Below are 17,314 nucleotides of genomic sequence, written 5' to 3'. Positions count from 1 at the left end.
ATGACGCGGTCTCCCTCCCTGCCCGGCCGCGCGGCCGCGTTCCTGCGCCGCGCGCTGGCGCGGCACGTCCCCTCGTCGGCGGATACACCCGATTCGGGCATGAACCCGGCCGCCATCCCCCTGGCGGCGGCGGAAAACCTAGCCGCGCGCATGCCGTCGCTGATCCTGTCGGCCCAGCGCATCGCCGCGACGGTCGCCGCCGGCCACCATGGGCGCCGCCAGGCCGGCCCGGGCGAGGATTTCTGGCAGTTCCGCCCCGCCCAGCCCGGCGAGCCGGTCACGCGCATCGACTGGCGCCAATCCGCCCGCAGCAGCCGCGCCTATGTCCGCGAGACCGAGGCCGAGGCCGCGCAGACTGTCTGCCTGTGGTGCGACCCCAGCGCATCGATGCGCTGGCGCTCCACCCAGGCCCTGCCGCTGAAATCGGATTGCGCCCTCCTCCTGACCCTGGCCCTGGGCGCCCTGCTGCTGCGCCAGGGCGAACGGGTGCGCCTGCTCACCCCGGACGAACCGGTCGACATCCCCCCCGGCGGCCGCGCGGCGCTGGACCGGCTGGCCGTTGCGCTGATGCGCAGCATGGCGCAGGACCCGGAAGATACCGGCCTGCCGCACCCCCAGCAGGTGCCCCGCCACGCGCGGGTGGTCCTGATCGGCGACGGGCTGTGCGGCCTGCCCGCCATGGCGGCGCTGCTGCGCGGCCTGACCGCCCGCCCGGCCCACGCCATGCTCCTGCTGGTCAACGACCCGGCGGAGGCCGAACTGCCCTATGAAGGCCATGTCCGCTTCGCGGGCCTGGAAGGCGAGGACCCGCTGACCCTCTCCGGGGTCGAGCAGATACGCGGCGCCTATCGGGCGGCCTATGCCGGCCACCAGGCAGACCTGGCCGATCTGTGCCGCGCCAACGGCCACCTCCTGCTCCGCCACGCGACCGACCAGCGGCCGGAAGAAGCCCTGCTGGCCCTGCACGCCGCCCTGTCGGGGCGGGGAGAGCGCCCATGATCTTCCAGCTTCCCTGGCTGCTGGCGGCGCTGGCCATCCTGCCGGTGCTGTGGCTGCTGCTGCGCACCCTGCCGCCGCCGCCCCAGCGCCGCGCCTTTCCCGCCATCATGCTGCTGCGCGGCCTGCGGGCCCGGGTCACGCAGGCCGCCACCGCCCCGCTCTGGCTGCTGCTGCTGCGCTGCGCGGCCCTGGGGGCGCTGATCGTCGGCCTGGCCGGCCCGGTGCTGCGACAGGACCGCACGGGCCAATCCACGCCCGGCCAGGATGCCGAGCTGACGGTGGTCCTCGACAATGGCTGGGCCGCCGTGCCCGACTGGTCGCGCCGGCTGGCGGCCGTCGATGCCCTGCTGGACCGCACGACCCATCCGGTGCGCCTGCTGACGACCGCGCCCGGACCGGCCGGCGAGGCCCCGTCCGTGGGCGCCCCGACCCCACCCTCCCTGCTGCGCGGCATGCTGGATTCCACCCGCCCCATGCCCTGGCCGACCGACCGCGCCGCCGCCGCACAGGCCCTGCGCGACCTGGCCTCCAGCGGATGGCACGGGCAAATCGCCTATGTCTCCGACGGGCTGGCAGCCTCCGACGACCCGGCCTTCGCCGCCGCGCTGGCCACGCTCGGCCCGGTCCGGACCCTCATCGACCGCGAGGCAACGGTCGCGGCCCTCACGCCCGCTCCCCCCACCGGCGACCAGCAGCTCCACGTCGCCGTCGGCACGCTGCCCACCCCCCATCCGCGCCAGTTCACGGTACGGGCCGAAGCCACCGATGGCGGCGTGCTCTCGCTGGTGCCGGTACCCGTGGCGGCCGACGCCCGCCAGGGAACGGCCGCCGTGACCCTGCCTGCCGAACTGCGCAACCGGATCGGCCGGCTGGTCCTGCGCGACATGCCCGGCCCGGCGGGCGTGCGCCTGCTCGACGAGGGCGACCGCCGCCGCCCGGTGGGGCTGATCGGCGTCGCGGGCACCGACACCCCGCTGGTCGGCACGCTGTTCTATCTCCGCCGCGCCCTCTCCCCCACCGCCGAACTGCGCGAGGGCCCGGCCGCCAACCTGCTGGCCCGCCCGCTCTCGATCCTGATCGCGCCCGACGGCGCGCTGGGCAGCCCGGATACGCGCCGCGCCGTCACCGACTGGGTGCGCAAGGGCGGCATGCTGATTCGCTTCGCCGGCCCGCTGCTCAACGGCAGCCCCGACCACGACCCCACCGCCCCCGACAACAGCGCGGATGCGGGCGCTCCCTCGTCCCCCCCGCTGCCCGACACCCTGCTCCCCGTCCCGCTGATGGCGGGCGAGCGCCAGCTCGGCGGCGCGATGTCCTGGGGCAAGCCGGAACATCTGGCCCCCTTCCCCGACGATTCGCCGTTCCACGGGCTGGCGGTCCCCACCGACGTCACCGTGTCGCGACAGGTCCTGGCCCGCCCGGCGGCCGACCTGGCCACCTATAGCTGGGCGCGCCTGACCGACGGCACGCCGCTCGTCACCCACGCCGCCCTCGGCGCGGGCGAAATCGTGCTGTTCCATGTCACCAGCACGGCCGAATGGTCCAACCTGCCGCTCTCGGGCCTGTTCGTGGACATGCTGCGCCGGCTGGCCGAACGCTCGGTCGGCGTCGACGCCCCGGCCGACCACAGCCTGCTGGCTCCGTACATGACACTCGACGCCGACGGCGCCCTCGCCCCGCCTCCACCGGCGGCGCGGGCCCTGCCGGCCGACGCATTCGGCACCACCCCGGCCTCCGCCGCCCACCCGCCGGGCCTGTACGGCCCCCGCGCCAGCCGACGGGCCCTGAACCTGGGCGACGCCATCGGCCCGCTCGCCCCCCAGTCCACGATCGGCCACGAAGTCACGCTGGGCGGCCAGTCCCGCGACCGCGCGCTGGGCCCCTGGCTGGTCGCCGCCGCCCTGCTGCTGCTGGCGCTGGACGCGGTGCTGACGCTGCTGCTGCGGGCCGGCCTCCTGTCGGGCCGGCGGGCCGGGGCGCTGGTCGGCGCGATGCTGCTGGCCACCCTGTCTTCGCCCACCCATGCCCAGCCCGCGCCCGACGGCGTGCCCGGCGCGGCGCTGGAAACCCGGCTGGGCTATATCCTGACCGGCCATGCCGATATCGACGCCGTCTCGCGCGAGGGGCTGCAAGGCCTGTCCGATTACACCAACGCCCGCACCTCGGCCGTGCTGGGCCACCCGGACGGCGTGGTGCCGGACCGCGACGACCTATCCTATTACCCGATGCTCTACTGGCCGGTCGCGGCCGACGCGACAATCGACCCGGCCCGCACGGCGGCGCTCAACGCCTATATGCGCCATGGCGGCATCCTGCTGATCGACAGCCAGGGCGTCGATCCCGCCGCCCCCGGCACCGACACCGCCCAGGGCGCCGGCTTCGCCGCCCAGGCCCCCGGCACGGCGGCGGCCCTGCGGCGCATGACCAGGGGGCTGGATGTCCCCCCCCTTACCCGGCTGACCGACCGGCACGTACTGGCCCATACCTTCTACCTGCTGCACAGCTTCCCCGGCCGCTATGACGGGCTGCCGGTCTGGGTGGCGCGCGAGGGCGACAGCGCGAATGACGGCGTCAGCCCGGTCATCATCGGTTCCAGCGACTGGGCCCATGCCTGGGCCGTCGACGCCCAGGGCGACACACCCTATGCCACGGTGCCGGACGGCGCCGCCCAGCGCGTCACCGCCTATCGGTTCGGCGTCAACGCGGTGCTCTACGCCCTCACGGGCAATTACAAGGCGGATCAGGTCCATGTCCCCGCCCTGCTGCGGCGGCTGGGGGAATGACCATGCCGGACCTGACCACCCTGCGGCACATCGTGTCGTTCTCGCCGCTGCTCCCCCCGTGGCTGCTCTACACGCTGGCGCTCCTGGCCGCGCTCGTCCTGCTGGCCGGGCTGCTGCGCCGGGCGCGCGGCACGCTGTGGCGCGCGGCGGCGGCGGCCATCGTCCTGCTGTGGCTGTCCGGCCCCGAACGCATCAGCGAAACGGGGCAGGCCCTGCCCGAAACCGCCATCCTGGTCGTCGACCAGTCCGCTTCCATGGGCGTGGGCCAGCGCGCGGCCGTCGCCCATCAGGCGGCGGAGCGCCTGCAAGCCGAGGCCGCGCACATACCGGGCCTGACGCTGCGCACCGTCACCGTGCGCGACGGGCACGGCCAGGGCACCCGCCTCTTCGCGGCGCTCGACCAGGCGGCGGCCGACATTCCCCCGGCCCGGCTGGCCGGCGCCATCCTGCTGACCGACGGCCAGGTCCACGACACCCCGCCGCAGGTGCCCGAGCATCTGCGCCCCGCCGATGCCGGCGGCCGCCACACCACCCTGCCGCTGCACGTGCTGCTGACGGCAAAAGGCGAGGAAACCGACCGCCGGCTGCGCATCCTCCAGGCCCCGCCCTATGCCATCGTCGGCCAGACCGCGACGCTCAGGGTGCAGGTCGACGATCTCGGCCCCCACCCCGACAACGGCGCCGAGGTCGCGCTGCAACTCGATCGCGGCGGCGAGCCCCCGCTACGCAAGACCGTCCGCGTCGGGCAGCCGCAGGACATCACCCTGCCCGTCACCCACCCCGGCCCGATGCTGGTCGGCCTGTCGGTCTCCCCCCTCGAGGGCGAGGTCTCGACCGTCAACAACCAGGACGTGGTGCGGATCAACGGGGTGCGCGACCGGCTGCGCGTGCTGCTGGTCTCGGGCACCCCCAACCAGGGCGAGCGCGTCTGGCGCCGGCTGCTCAAGGCCGACCCCTCGGTCGATCTCGTGCATTTCACCATCCTGCGGCCGCCCGACAAGGATGACGGCACGCCGCTGTCCGACCTGGCGCTGATCGCCTTCCCGGTGCGCGAACTGTTCCAGGAAAAGATCAGCCAGTTCGACCTGATCATCCTGGACGGGTTCGAGAACCGCGCCATCCTGCCGCGCGCCTATCTCGAGAACATCGCCCAGTATGTGCGCGACGGCGGCGGCCTGCTGCTGATCGGCGGCCCGGAATTCCTGGGTGCGGGTTCGTTGCAGGATACGCCGCTGGGCGACATCCTGCCTGCCCACGTCCCGGTCGAAGGCGGGCTGGTCGAGCAGCGTTTCCGCCCCACGCTCACGGCCGACGGCCACCGCCACCCCGTCACGGCGGGCCTGCCCGGCGCCGGCAGCGCCCCCGACGGGCACGATGCCGAATGGGGCCCGTGGTACCGCGTCCTGCGGACCGATTCCGTCCACGGCCAGGTGCTGATGGACGGCCCGGCCCACACCCCGCTGCTGGTGCTGGACCGGGTGGACCGGGGCCGGGTCGCCTTCCTGCTGTCCGACCAGATCTGGCTGTGGTCGCACGGCGAGGGCGGCGGCGGCCCGCAATCCGAACTGCTGCGCCACGTCTCGCACTGGCTGATGAAGGAGCCGGAGCTGGAAGAGGAACAGCTTACGGCCACCATCGCCGACGGCCGCATCGTCGTGACCCGCCGCACCGCCGCCCCCGTCGCCCCCCGCGCGGTCACGATCACCGCGCCCGACGGCACCACCCGCCAGGTGCCGCTGCATGCCACCGGCATCGGCCTGTCCCAGGCCGAGGCACCGGCCGGCCAGCAGGGCATCTGGATGGCCGATGACGGCACGCATCGCGCCTTCGCCGCCCCGGTGCAGGACGACCCGCTGGAATGGTCCGACCTGCGCGCCACGGCCACGGTCACGGCGCCCCTCGCCGGCCAGGCGGGCGGCGGCGTGTACTGGCTGGGCGACGATCCGGCCAACCCCCACCTGCCCACGCTGCACGCCCCGGCCGCGGGCCGCACGGCAGGGCCGGACTGGATGGGCTTTCCGCAGCGCGACGCCCGCCTCGTCACCGGCCGCACCGCCAGCCCCCTCCTGCCGGCATGGCTGGTCCTGGCGCTGGCCACCGCGTTGCTGCTGGCCGGCTGGTGGCGCGAAGGCCGCTGAGAGGCGGCTCCAGAAGCCCCGGAAGACAGGCGGACGGCACCACGACTCACGATCCTGCGATTTCCATCGCATCGCGGCCTGATCTGGATTATGAAAGCAGGCCGGGTACGCGTCCGGCAGGCCGGTCCATCTCGGGCGGCCCGCATCCGCCCCGAACAGGTCGCGCCTGTCATCGAGACGAATGTTACTGAGACGAGCAATGATTGTCAGAACAGGTATCCGCCTTCTCTTTCTCGCGCTGCTCACGGGCAGCGCGGTCATCATGGCCCCGATGCATTTCGCCTATGCCCAGTCCGATGACGACGAAGCCGAAGCCGAAGCCGCCGACGCGGCAAAGCAGGCCGAGGCCCGGCGCGCCGCCCGCGCCTCCGCCCCCCCGGCCGCCCTGCCGGGCGCCGAGGCGAACGAGGAAGTCAGCGGCCACGCCAACAGCGACCTGAACCCGACCGCCGCCCTGTTCGACGCCATCAATCGCGGCAGCCTCGGCGCGGCCAAGGAAGCCCTGAACCGTGGCGCGGACATGGAAGGCCATAACGTCCTCGGCCAGACGCCACTGGACATGGCGATCGACCTCAACCGCAACGACATCACCTTCCTGCTGCTGTCGCTCCGCACGCTGGACGACGAGCACGTGATCGCGGCCTCGACCACCCATTCCGGCATCACGATGCATGACGGCAGCGGCCACCTGACCATCGACGGCACCAGCCACGGGTCCCGCTCGGGCGTGATGATGGCAACCAGCCGCACCGCGCCGCGCGACAACGGCACCCCCCGGCCCGAAATCGGCTTCCTCGGCTTCGGCGGCGGCTGACCCCTCAAGGGCAGCCTTCCACCGAAGACCCCAGTCGTTATCGAATAATCGGGATCGAATAATCGGGGCGCAGGGCCTCAGGCCCCGCCGGGTCCAGGGCAGAGCCCCGGTAACGGTCAGCTCGCCGAACTGTCCTGCGACAGGACCTCGCTCCGCAGCGTATCCAGCGGAATCATCTGCCCGTCGCGCATCAGGTGCCAGAACGTCCAGCCATTGCAGGACGGGGCATTGGTCAGCAGCGCCCCCAGCTTGTGGATCGACCCGCGCTGCGTGCCGCTGACAAGCGTGCCGTCGGGCGCGACGGTGGCCGATACGCGCTGATGCCGGTCGTACACCATCGTTCCGGCCGGCAGCAGGCCCCGTTCGACCAGGCTGCCGAAGGGCACGCGCGGGGCCTCGCGCCGGGCGGGCGTGGTCAGCACGCTGTCCAGCGGCACGGGGCGCTCGCGCCGGGCCCGGCCGATCGCGGCTTCGGCATAGTCCGGATGGCGCTCGATCCCGATAAAGCGCCGGCGCAGCCGCCGCGCCATCGCCGTCGTCGTGCCGGTGCCGGCAAACGGGTCGAGGATGATGTCGTCGACGTTGGTCGAGGCCACCAGCACCCGGTGCAGCAGGCTTTCGGGCTTCTGGGTCGGATGCAGCTTCAGCCCATGGGCATTGCGCAGCCGCTCGCCCCCGGTGCACAGCGGCAGGTACCAGTCCGAGCGCATCTGCACATCGTCGTTCAGCGCCTTCATCGCCTGGTAGTTGAAGCGATAGCGGCTGTCGGCGCCCCGCGCCGCCCAGATCAGCGTCTCATGGGCATTGGTGAAACGCCGCCCCCGGAAGTTCGGCATCGGGTTCGACTTGCGCCAGATCACGTCGTTCAGGATCCAGAACCCCAGATCCTGCAGGATCGCGCCGATCCGGAAGATATTGTGATACGACCCGATCACCCAGATCGTGCCGTCCTTGCGCAGCAGCCGGCGGGCCTCGCCCAGCCAGGCCCGGGTAAACCGGTCATATTCCGCCAGGTCGCTGAACTTGTCCCAGTCATCGTCCACCCCGTCCACGATACTGTCGTCGGGGCGGCGCAGCTCTCCGCGCAACTGGAGGTTGTAGGGCGGATCGGCGAAGATACAGTCGATCGACCCGCTCGGCAGGGTCTGCATCAGCTCGATGCAATCGCCGCGCAGGATCTGGTCCAGGGGCAGTTCCATCATCACGGCGCCGCTCATGACACGCCCCAGGCGGCCGGGCTGCCGTCGGCGGGCAGGCCCAGCGACAATTGCCGGACCAAGCCGAAGGCCGCGCGATGATGCGGCGTGGTGCCGACATCGCACAGCGCAGCCCGATGCTGGGCAGTGCCATAGCCGGCATTGCGCTCCCAGCCATAGGCGGGCCAGCGCACGGCCAGCCGTTCCATCAGCCGGTCGCGCACCACCTTGGCCACGATCGACGCCGCCGCGATCGACAGGCTCTCCCCGTCCCCGCCCACGACGCACTCCGTCCGGCAGCCGAAATCGGGGGCGGCATTTCCATCCACCAGCACCAGGTCCGGCCGCACCGGCAGGCGCGCGACGGCGCGCCGCATCGCCAGAAAGGCGGCATGCAGAATGTTCAGGCGCGCGATTTCGGCGACCGAGGCAGCGGCAACCGCCACATGCACGCCCCGGGCGCCGCGCAGCGCGGCATAGGCCCGCCGCCGCGCCACGGCCGACAGCTTCTTCGAATCGTCCAGCAGGGTGGCCAGCTGGTCCGGCACGCCGCCGTCGAAGATCACCGCGGCCGCCACGACCGGGCCCGCCAGCGGGCCACGGCCCACTTCATCCACCCCGGCGACCCGTCCGCCATGCTGCGCCTCGCGCGTGTAATCCGGCATCCACCCCATCCCGAACCGGGCCGAGCCGGGCGCCTGTCGCCCGATTCGCACACCGAATCACGTCCTGAAGGGATGGAAACCATCTTTACGTCATGTTGCGCAAGATGCTGATTCCATGCCGAGTCCTTTCAAACGGAAAAAATACCTCCCGCCAGGGACTCGGCCCGGGGCGATTTCAGCCCTTCGACGCCCGCCGCGGCAGCAGGATCAGCCCGGCCACAAGTCCGACCACGGCCGCGATCGCCACCGACAGCAGCGGCCGGTCCTGGACGAACAGCACCGCCTTCTCGACCTTGCCTTCGCTCTCCTCGTACAGCTCGGCGAATTCCCGGCGCGCCATGCCGCTCAATTGATCGACCTTGCCTTCGGCCTGCAGGCCCAGATCGCCGGTCAGGCCCCCCGCCGCGTCCTTCAGGCGGCCGGTTCCCTCCTCGATGGTGCCCTTTGCCTTTTCGACAAACGTTTCGTTACCGGATTCCGTCATGCCTTTTACTCCTCCAGACAGGCCGGCCCCGAACGGGGCCGATCCTGTGGAAACGGATCGAATGCACCCCGGTTGCGCGTCCCGCCCCCGGGCAGGGCCGGATCGTCCGGCCCGCATGGCACGCTATCGTGGCCGCCCCGATCCCGCTACCGGCCGAAAACGCACGGCGGACAGTTGGCGAGCGCCGAAATTTGTTACATTTCTAGACGGTTTCCTAAGCAAGGATTTAGGCATCTTTTTTTCGCTTAGCTGCTAACACTGCCCCCAACAAAACCGCACGCCCGGGCGTGCCCGACGTCATTGGATTGAGGAAGACCTGACGACCATGGACAAACCGACTCTGGACCCGTCCGACGTGCCCGCTCATCAATCGACAGGGCCCGGCCGGCAGGGCAGCGCCGGGAAGAAATCGCGCCGCCGCCTCCTGCTATGGGGCACGGCGCTCGTCGGCGCCGCCGTGATCGCGGTGGCCTTCCTCCGGCCCCACGGCCATGGCGGCAGCAGCGCGCGCCACGCCCAGATGGCGGCGGATGTCCAGCCGGTCGCGGTCGCCACCGTGCACAAGGGCGACATGCCGGTCGAACTAACCGAACTGGGCACCGTGATCCCGATCACCAACGTCACGGTCCAGTCCCGCGTCGACGGCTACCTGATGCAGGTCCTGTTCACCGAGGGCCAGCACGTCAAGAAGGGCGACCTCCTGGCACTGATCGACACCAGGCCCTACGAGGTCCTGCTGGCCCAGTACCAGGGCCAGCTCGCCTCCGACATCGCGCAGTTGCAGCAGGCACGGGTGGACAATGCCCGCTACCAGCGCCTGATGAACCAGAACAGCATCGCGGCCCAGACCGCCGTCGACCAGCAATACAAGGTCGCGCAGCTCGAAGGCACCGTAAAGGTCGACCAGGCCCAGGTCGACAACGAGAAGCTCCAGATCATCTATTGCCACGTCATCGCCCCGGTGGACGGCCGCGTCGGCATCCGCCAGGTCGACATGGGCAACTACATCACCGCCGGCCAGACCAACGGCCTGGTAATCCTGACCCAGATGCAGCCGATCTCGGTCATCTTCACCCTGCCCGAGACCGAACTGGGCCGGGTGGCCGAGCGCCTGCACACCGGCGTCTCCCTGCCGGTCGAAGCCTGGGACAGCACCAACACGCGCAAGCTCGCCGACGGTGCCGTCAGCGTGCTGGACAGCCAGATCGACACCGCGACCGGCACGGTCAAGATGCGCTCGATCTTCCCGAACCAGGACGAAACCCTGTTCCCCAACCAGTTCGTCAACGCCCATCTGCTGGTCAATACCGAGCACGGCGTGCTGCTGATCCCCACCAACGCCGTCCAGACCGGGCCCAACGGCTCGTTCGTCTACGTCGTCAAGCCCGACAGCACGGTCGAGGTCCGCGACATCAAGACCGGCACCACGCACGGCGACAGCGTGGTGGTCACAACGGGGCTGAAGGAAAATGAATCGGTCGTGACCGACGGCACCGACCACCTGCATGCCGGCGCCAAGGTCACGATCCCGACCGCGACCGACGCCACGGCCGCCCCGGCCGGTAACGCCGCCACCCCCACGGGGCAGGGCCGCCATCGCCACCGCGCGGCCAGCCAGGGCGACATGACCGGCAGCGCGACCGGCGGCACGACCGACAGCCCGGCGGGCGGCACCTCGGGCACATCCGGCGGGCAGCCCCAGCAATGATCCCGGCCCGACATCCGATCCGTCGCCTTCAGCCGGAGAGCCGTGCGTGAATCCGTCCCGCCTGTTTATCGAACGCCCGGTCGCCACCACGCTGCTGATGCTCGCCATCATGCTGGCGGGCCTGCTGGGCTATCATTTCCTGCCGGTCTCGGCGCTGCCGCAGGTCGAATACCCGACCATCACAGTCCAGACCTTCTATCCCGGCGCCGGGCCCGACGTCATGGCCACGTCCGTCACCGCGCCGCTGGAAACCCAGTTCGGCCAGATGCCGGGCCTGGACCAGATGACGTCGCAATCCTCCGGCGGCGCCTCGATCGTCACGCTGCGGTTCGGGCTGACCATGTCGATGGACGTGGCGGAGCAGGAAGTCCAGGCGTCGATCAACCAGGCGCAGATGCTCCTGCCCACCGACCTGCCGGCCCCCCCGATCTACGCCAAGGTCAACCCGGCCGACACCCCGGTCCTCACCCTGGGCATCACCTCGAAGACGATGCCGCTGACCGAGGTCGAGGATTACGTCTACACCCGCCTGGCGCAGAAGATCAGCCAGATCTCGGGCGTGGGCCTGGTCACCCTGTCGGGCGGCAACCGCAAGGCCATCCGCGTGCGCGTCAACGTCCCCAAGCTGACCTCGTTCGGCCTGGACATGGACACGCTGCGCACCACCATCGGCAACGTCAACATCAACTCGCCCACCGGCACGTTCGACGGCGCGCAGCGCGCCTCCACCCTGCGGGTCGACGGCCAGATCGTCAGCACCGACCAGCTGCTCAACCAGGTCATCGCCTACCAGAACAGCGGCCCGATCCGCATCCGCGACGTCGCCACCGTCGTCCAGGGCCCCGAGAACACCCAGCTCGCCGCCTGGTCCAACACCACGCCGGCCCTGATCCTCAACGTGCAGCGCCAGCCCGGCGCCAACGTCATCTCGGTGGTCGACAACATCAAATACGCCCTGCCGCAACTGCGCCAGGCGCTGCCGCCGGGCATCACCATCACCCCGCTGACCGACCGCACGACCACCATCCGCGCCTCGGTGGCCGATGTGGAGTTCGAGCTGGTGCTGGCCATGGCGCTGGTGGTGGCGGTCATCTTCGTCTTCCTGCGCAACGTCCCCGCGACGATCATCCCTAGCCTGTCGGTCCCCCTGTCGCTCATCGGCACGCTGGCGATCATGTACCTGATGGGCTTCTCGCTGGACAATCTGTCGCTGATGTCCCTGACTATCGCGACCGGCTTCGTTGTCGACGACGCCATCGTGATGATCGAGAACATCGCCCGCTACATCGAAATGGGCGACGACCGGATGACGGCGTCCCTCAAGGGCGCGGGCGAAATCGGCTTCACCATCATCTCGCTGACCGTCTCGCTGATCGCGGTGCTGATCCCGCTGCTGTTCATGGGCGACGTGGTCGGCCGCCTGTTCCACGAATTCGCCATCACCCTGTCGGTCACGATCGTGCTCTCGGCGGTGGTCTCGCTGACCCTGGTGCCCATGATGTGCGCCCGCCTGCTCAGCGAGCGCCCGCACGGCCCCGACGCGCGCGGCTGGTCCGCCGCCGTCGAGCGCTGGACCGAATCCGTAATCGCCGCCTACGGCCGGGCGCTCACGGTCGTCCTGCGCCACCAGAAGCTGACCCTGGCCATCTTCGTCGCCACGCTGGGCCTGACCGGCCTGCTGGCCTGGTCGATCCCCAAGGGCTTCTTCCCGGTGCAGGATACCGGGGTGATCCAGGGCATCTCGGTCATGGCGCAATCCACGTCCTTCGACGCGATGGCGGCCCACCAGCAGGAGCTGGGGCGCCGCATCCTGCAGGACAAGGACGTGGTCAGCCTGTCCTCCTTCATCGGCGTCGACGGCCAGAACGTGACGCTGAACCAGGGCCGGTTCCTCATCAACCTCCGCCCGCACGACGACCGGTCCGAAACCGCCGCCGAAATCTCGGCCCGCATCCAGCAGGAAGTGGCCGACATCCCCGGCGCCAGCCTCTATCTCCAGCCGGTGCAGGACCTGTCGCTCGACACCACGGTGTCCGCGACCCAGTACCAGTTCCTGCTGGAAAATCCCGATTACGACCAGTTCCGCACCTGGGTGCCCACGGTCATCGCCGCCCTGCGCAAGGAACCGGCCCTGTCCGACGTCACGTCCGACCTCCAGGCCGAAGGGCTGGTGGCCCATGTGACGCTGGACCGCACCACCGGCGCGCGATACTCGATCACCCCCCAGACGATCGACAACGTGCTGTACGATTCGTTCGGCCAGCGCCAGATCTCGACCATCTACACCCAGTCGAACCAGTATCGCGTGATCCTGGAGGCCGATCCCGCCTTCCAGAAGGACCTGGTGTCGCTCGACAAGCTCTACCTCCCGGGCATCAGCGGCAATTCGGGCAGCAGCACCTCGGGCCCGACGCGCTCGCCGACCTCGGGCCTGGTCCCGATGCGCGCCGTCACCACCGTCACGCGCGGCACCGCGCCGCTGCTGATCACCCATGTCGGCCAGTTCCCGGCCACCACGATCTCCTTCAACGTCTCCCCCGGCTATTCGCTGGGCGAGGCGACGAACGCGATCGAACGGGTCGAGAGCACGCTGCACCTGCCGGCCAGCTTCCAGACCTCCTTCCAGGGCACGGCGGCGGCCTTCCGCAACAGCCTGGGCAACGAGATGTGGCTGGTCCTGGCCGCCCTGGTCGCGGTCTATATCGTGCTGGGCATCCTGTACGAGAGCTTCATCCACCCCATCACCATCCTCTCCACCCTCCCCTCGGCGGGCGTCGGCGCCCTGCTGGCCCTGCAACTCAGCGGCGCCGGCCTGGGCGTGATGGGCATCATCGGCCTGGTCCTGCTGATCGGCATCGTGAAGAAGAACGCGATCATGATGATCGATTTCGCGCTGGAGGCCGAGCGGATCGAGGGCATGCCGCCGATGAAGGCCATCCACCACGCCGCCCTGCTGCGCTTCCGGCCGATCCTGATGACGACGCTGGCCGCCATGCTGGGCGCGCTGCCGATGGTCATCGGCACCGGCACGGGGTCGGAGCTGCGGCGCCCGCTGGGCATCGCCATCGTCGGCGGCCTGCTGCTCAGCCAGTTGCTGACCCTGTTCACCACCCCGGTCATCTACCTGCTGATGGACCGGATCAGCCTGGACCTGCGGCGCCGCTTCGGCTCCCCGACGCGTAACGTACCGCCCCCGCAACAGACCGCGACATGAATCCGGTCCGGCTCTTCGTTCTTCGACCGGTCGCGACGACGCTGCTGACGATCGCATTGCTGATCGCCGGCATCATCGGCTACCAGGCGCTGCCGGTCGCGGACCTGCCGAACGTCGATTTCCCGGTGATCCAGGTCCAGGCGCGGCAGGCCGGCGGATCGCCCGAGGAAATCGCAAGCTCGGTCGCCGCTCCGCTGGAGCGGCGCCTGGGCGCGATCGCCGACCTGACCGAAATGACGTCCCAGTCGACGCAGAACCAGGTCCGCATCACCCTGCAATTCGCCCTGAACCGCGACATCAACGGCGCAGCCCGCGATGTCGAGGCCGCGTTGCAGGCCGCCCGCGCCGACCTGCCCACGTCGCTGCGCCAGAACCCCAGCTATTTCAAGGCCAACCCCAACGGCGCGCCGATCATGATCCTGGCGCTGACATCGAAAACGCGCACGATGTCGCAGCTCTACGACCTCACCTCCAACGTCCTGCAACAGCATCTGTCGCAGATCCGCGGCGTGGGCGAGGTCGAGGTCGGCGGCAGCTCGCTGCCCGCGGTCCGTGTCGAGATGAACCCCCTGCCGCTCTACAAGTTCGGGATCGGGTTCGAGGACGTGCGCGCGGCCCTGGCCTCGGCCAACGCCAACACCCCCAAGGGCTTCATCGACCAGCAGGGCAGCCGCTACACGCTGGACACCAACGACCAGGCCCACAACGCCCAGGCCTATCGCGACCTGGTCATCGCCTATCACAACAGCCGGCCGGTGCGCCTGGCCGACGTCGCCTCCGTCAATGACGGCGTCGAGGATCTGCGCAATGCCGGCTACTACAACCGCCAGCCGGCGGTTCTGGCGATCATCTTCGCCCAGTCCGGCGCCAACGTCATCCGCACCATCGACCAGATCAACGCCGAAATCCCGGCCCTGCGCGCCGCCCTGCCGCCGAGTGTCGAGCTGCACGCCATCCTGGACCGTTCCGTCACCATCCGCGCCGCCCTGGCCGACACCCAGTACACGCTGATCATCTCGGTGGTGCTGGTGGTGCTGGTGGTGCTGGTGTTCCTCCGCTCGGTCCGCACGACGCTGATCCCGGCCATCGTGGTGCCGACATCGATCATCGCCACCTTCGGCGCCATGCAGCTCCTGGGCTACTCGCTGGACAATCTGTCGCTGATGGCCCTGACGGTCTCCACCGGCTTCGTCGTCGACGACGCCATCGTGGTGATCGAGAATATCAGCCGCCACCTCGAAGACGGCATGGGCCGCCTCCAGGCCACCCTGCAAGGCGCGCAGGAAGTCGGGTTCACCGTGTTCTCGATCTCGATGTCGCTGATCGCGGTCTTCCTGCCGATCCTGCTGCTGGGCGGCGTCGCGGGCCGGCTGTTCCACGAATTCGCGATGACGATGTCGATCACGATCATCGTCTCCATGGTCCTGTCGCTGACCCTCACGCCCATGATGGCGGCCCTGTTCCTGCCGACGCACGACGCGACCTGCACCGCCACCGGCCCCCTGGGGCGCCTCTGGGCACGCATGGCGGCGGTGCTGGAACGCCTGCTGGGCGGCCTGCAACGCGGCTACGGCTACACGCTGGACGCGGCGCTGGCCCATCCGCGCCTGGTCCTGCTGTCCCTGCCCTGCACGGTCGTGCTGATGGTGGCGCTGTTCATCCACATGCCCAAGGGCTTCTTCCCCGACAGCGACACCGGCATGCTGATGGGCCACCTGCAAGGCGACCAGTCGATCTCGTTCCAGGCCCTGGTCGGCAAGATCGACGAGGTCCAGAAGGCCGTGATGGCCGATCGCGACGTCGTCAGCATCACCGGCTTCACCGGCGGGCGCGGCTCGTCCAACCAGGCCAACATGTTCGTGGTGCTCAAGGACAAGTCGCAGCGCGCGGGCCCGCCCAGCACCACCATCGCGCGCATCAGCGCGCGGCTGCGCAACATGGTGGGCGCGCATTTCTACACCATGGCCCCCGGCACGCTGCGCCTGGGCGCGCGCCAGTCCAACGCCGCCTACCAGTACACGCTGCAATCCGATTCCCCGACCGAGCTGTATGCCTGGATGCCGAAGCTGGTCTCGGCCCTCCAGAAACATCCGGAACTGACCGACGTCTCGTCCGACGTGCAGCAGGGCGGCTCGGCCCTCAACGTGGCCCTGGACCGCGAGACCTCGGCCCGCACCCTCATCACGCCGCAGCTGGTGGCCAACACGCTGTACGACGCCTACGGCCAGCGCTCGGCCTCGACCATCTACAACGCGCTCAACCAGTATCATGTGGTGATGGAGGTCGAGCCGCGTTTCTGGAAGGACCCCGCCAGCCTCCAGCAGGCCTGGATCAGCACCGCCGGCGGCTCCGCCGGCGGCGGAACGCGGGCCAACACGATCCGCGTCCCCGCCTCCTCCATCGCCACCAGCCAGGCCAACAGCCTCAGCAGCCAGTCCTTCCGCAACCAGATCGCCAACAGCCTGGCCGGCGGCGCCTCCGCCTCCAACGGCTCGGCGGTCTCCACCAACGCGGAAACGATGGTCCCCCTCGGCATCGTCTCCACGGTGGCGACGCAGCTCACACCGCTGTCGGTCAACCATCAGGGCCAGTCGGTCGCGGCAACCGTATCCTTCAACCTCGCGACGGGCGTCCCCCTGCAACAGGCGACCCAGATCGTCAGCGCCGAAATGGTGCGCCTGCATGTGCCCCCCACCATCCACGGCAGCTTCGCCGGCAATGCCGGCCAGCTCCAGAAATCGGTCAATAACGAGCCGCTGCTGATCCTGGCCGCGCTGGCGGCGGTCTACATGGTCCTGGGCATCCTCTACGAAAGCTATGTCCACCCGCTGACCATCCTCTCCACCCTGCCCTCGGCCGGCGTCGGCGCCCTGCTGGCGCTGGACCTGGCCGGCGAGGATTTCTCGCTGATCGCGATGATCGGGGTGATCCTGCTGATCGGCATCGTAAAGAAGAACGCCATCATGCTGGTCGATTTCGCGATCGAGGCCGAACGCAACGGCCTGTCGGCGGCCCAGGCCATCCACACAGCCTGCCTGCTGCGCTTCCGGCCGATCATGATGACGACGCTGGCCGCCGCCCTGGGGGCCCTGCCGCTGATTCTGGGCCAGGGATACGGTTCGGAGCTGCGGCGCCCGCTCGGCATCGCCATCGTCGGCGGCCTGGTCGTCAGCCAGGCGCTGACGCTCTACACAACCCCGGTCGTCTATCTGTATCTCGACCGCTTCGGCCAGTGGTGCCGTCGCCGTTATCGTTCCCTGGCCAATGCCCTCACGGGCCGGCGGGGCCCCCTTTCCCAACAGGATGCCTGACC

At 70.0% G+C, this 17,314-nt stretch carries 10 protein-coding genes; 7 read left to right on the top strand and 3 right to left on the bottom strand.

Annotated elements, in window-relative coordinates; all coding sequences use genetic code 11:
* The 4 genes from HLH27_RS01400 to HLH27_RS01385 all read left to right on the top strand — a co-directional run bounded on the left by HLH27_RS01400 (nucleotide 1) and on the right by HLH27_RS01385 (nucleotide 6,734).
* Nucleotides 1–999: a DUF58 domain-containing protein gene (locus tag HLH27_RS01400; RefSeq protein WP_182947298.1), complete on the top strand. Its 999-nt coding sequence runs from the start codon at nucleotides 1–3 to the stop codon at nucleotides 997–999.
* Nucleotides 996–3,782 (top strand): DUF4159 domain-containing protein, encoded by a 2,787-nt coding sequence (locus HLH27_RS01395; protein ID WP_182947297.1) that lies wholly within the window; start codon nucleotides 996–998, stop codon nucleotides 3,780–3,782. The genes HLH27_RS01400 and HLH27_RS01395 overlap by 4 nt, the downstream gene beginning before the upstream one ends.
* Before the next feature lie 2 nt (nucleotides 3,783–3,784).
* Nucleotides 3,785–5,920 (top strand): VWA domain-containing protein, encoded by a 2,136-nt coding sequence (locus HLH27_RS01390; protein WP_182947296.1) that lies wholly within the window; start codon nucleotides 3,785–3,787, stop codon nucleotides 5,918–5,920.
* Between the two features lie 199 nt (nucleotides 5,921–6,119).
* Nucleotides 6,120–6,734 carry an ankyrin repeat domain-containing protein gene (locus tag HLH27_RS01385; RefSeq protein WP_182947295.1) on the top strand — a complete coding sequence of 205 codons (615 nt, stop codon included), beginning with the start codon at nucleotides 6,120–6,122 and terminating at the stop codon, nucleotides 6,732–6,734.
* A gap of 116 nt (nucleotides 6,735–6,850) precedes the next feature.
* On the opposite strand, the gene HLH27_RS01380 is transcribed toward HLH27_RS01385, so the two are convergent.
* The 3 genes from HLH27_RS01380 to HLH27_RS01370 form a co-directional block, all read right to left on the bottom strand.
* On the bottom strand, nucleotides 6,851–7,951 hold the full coding sequence (locus tag HLH27_RS01380) for a site-specific DNA-methyltransferase (protein WP_182947294.1): 1,101 nt from the start codon (nucleotides 7,949–7,951) through the stop codon (nucleotides 6,851–6,853).
* Nucleotides 7,948–8,595 carry a ribonuclease HII gene (locus tag HLH27_RS01375; RefSeq protein ID WP_182947293.1) on the bottom strand — a complete coding sequence of 216 codons (648 nt, stop codon included), beginning with the start codon at nucleotides 8,593–8,595 and terminating at the stop codon, nucleotides 7,948–7,950. The genes HLH27_RS01380 and HLH27_RS01375 overlap by 4 nt, the downstream gene beginning before the upstream one ends.
* Nucleotides 8,596–8,770: 175 nt before the next feature.
* Nucleotides 8,771–9,079, bottom strand: a complete 309-nt coding sequence (locus HLH27_RS01370; protein ID WP_182947292.1) for a CsbD family protein — start codon at nucleotides 9,077–9,079, stop codon at nucleotides 8,771–8,773.
* Between the two features lie 325 nt (nucleotides 9,080–9,404).
* Here HLH27_RS01370 and HLH27_RS01365 point away from each other — a divergent pair, with 325 nt between their 5' ends.
* The 3 genes from HLH27_RS01365 to HLH27_RS01355 are packed head-to-tail and all read left to right on the top strand — an operon-like array spanning nucleotide 9,405 to nucleotide 17,312.
* Nucleotides 9,405–10,787, top strand: coding sequence for an MdtA/MuxA family multidrug efflux RND transporter periplasmic adaptor subunit (locus HLH27_RS01365; protein ID WP_182947291.1), 1,383 nt, complete (start codon nucleotides 9,405–9,407; stop codon nucleotides 10,785–10,787).
* Between the two features lie 46 nt (nucleotides 10,788–10,833).
* Nucleotides 10,834–14,001 carry an efflux RND transporter permease subunit gene (locus tag HLH27_RS01360; protein WP_182947290.1) on the top strand — a complete coding sequence of 1,056 codons (3,168 nt, stop codon included), beginning with the start codon at nucleotides 10,834–10,836 and terminating at the stop codon, nucleotides 13,999–14,001.
* Nucleotides 13,998–17,312, top strand: a complete 3,315-nt coding sequence (locus tag HLH27_RS01355; RefSeq protein ID WP_182947289.1) for an efflux RND transporter permease subunit — start codon at nucleotides 13,998–14,000, stop codon at nucleotides 17,310–17,312. The genes HLH27_RS01360 and HLH27_RS01355 overlap by 4 nt, the downstream gene beginning before the upstream one ends.
* Nucleotides 17,313–17,314: the final 2 nt, after the last annotated feature.

This window comes from Gluconacetobacter takamatsuzukensis (genome assembly GCF_014174275.1).
In the GTDB taxonomy this organism is placed as follows: domain Bacteria; phylum Pseudomonadota; class Alphaproteobacteria; order Acetobacterales; family Acetobacteraceae; genus Gluconacetobacter; species Gluconacetobacter takamatsuzukensis.
This window is presented reverse-complemented; position numbering and strand designations above follow the sequence as displayed.

Excerpts from the sequence above, each read along its gene's own strand:
- HLH27_RS01395 (WP_182947297.1), top strand. The coding sequence starts at position 996 with ATGATCTTCCAGCTTCCCTGGCTGCTGGCGGCGCTGGCCATCCTGCCG.
- HLH27_RS01370 (WP_182947292.1), bottom strand. The coding sequence starts at position 9,079 with ATGACGGAATCCGGTAACGAAACGTTTGTCGAAAAGGCAAAGGGCACC.
- HLH27_RS01355 (WP_182947289.1), top strand. The coding sequence starts at position 13,998 with ATGAATCCGGTCCGGCTCTTCGTTCTTCGACCGGTCGCGACGACGCTG.
- HLH27_RS01390 (WP_182947296.1), top strand. The coding sequence starts at position 3,785 with ATGCCGGACCTGACCACCCTGCGGCACATCGTGTCGTTCTCGCCGCTG.
- HLH27_RS01375 (WP_182947293.1), bottom strand. The coding sequence starts at position 8,595 with ATGCCGGATTACACGCGCGAGGCGCAGCATGGCGGACGGGTCGCCGGG.
- HLH27_RS01385 (WP_182947295.1), top strand. The coding sequence starts at position 6,120 with ATGATTGTCAGAACAGGTATCCGCCTTCTCTTTCTCGCGCTGCTCACG.
- HLH27_RS01365 (WP_182947291.1), top strand. The coding sequence starts at position 9,405 with ATGGACAAACCGACTCTGGACCCGTCCGACGTGCCCGCTCATCAATCG.
- HLH27_RS01380 (WP_182947294.1), bottom strand. The coding sequence starts at position 7,951 with ATGAGCGGCGCCGTGATGATGGAACTGCCCCTGGACCAGATCCTGCGC.
- HLH27_RS01400 (WP_182947298.1), top strand. The coding sequence starts at position 1 with ATGACGCGGTCTCCCTCCCTGCCCGGCCGCGCGGCCGCGTTCCTGCGC.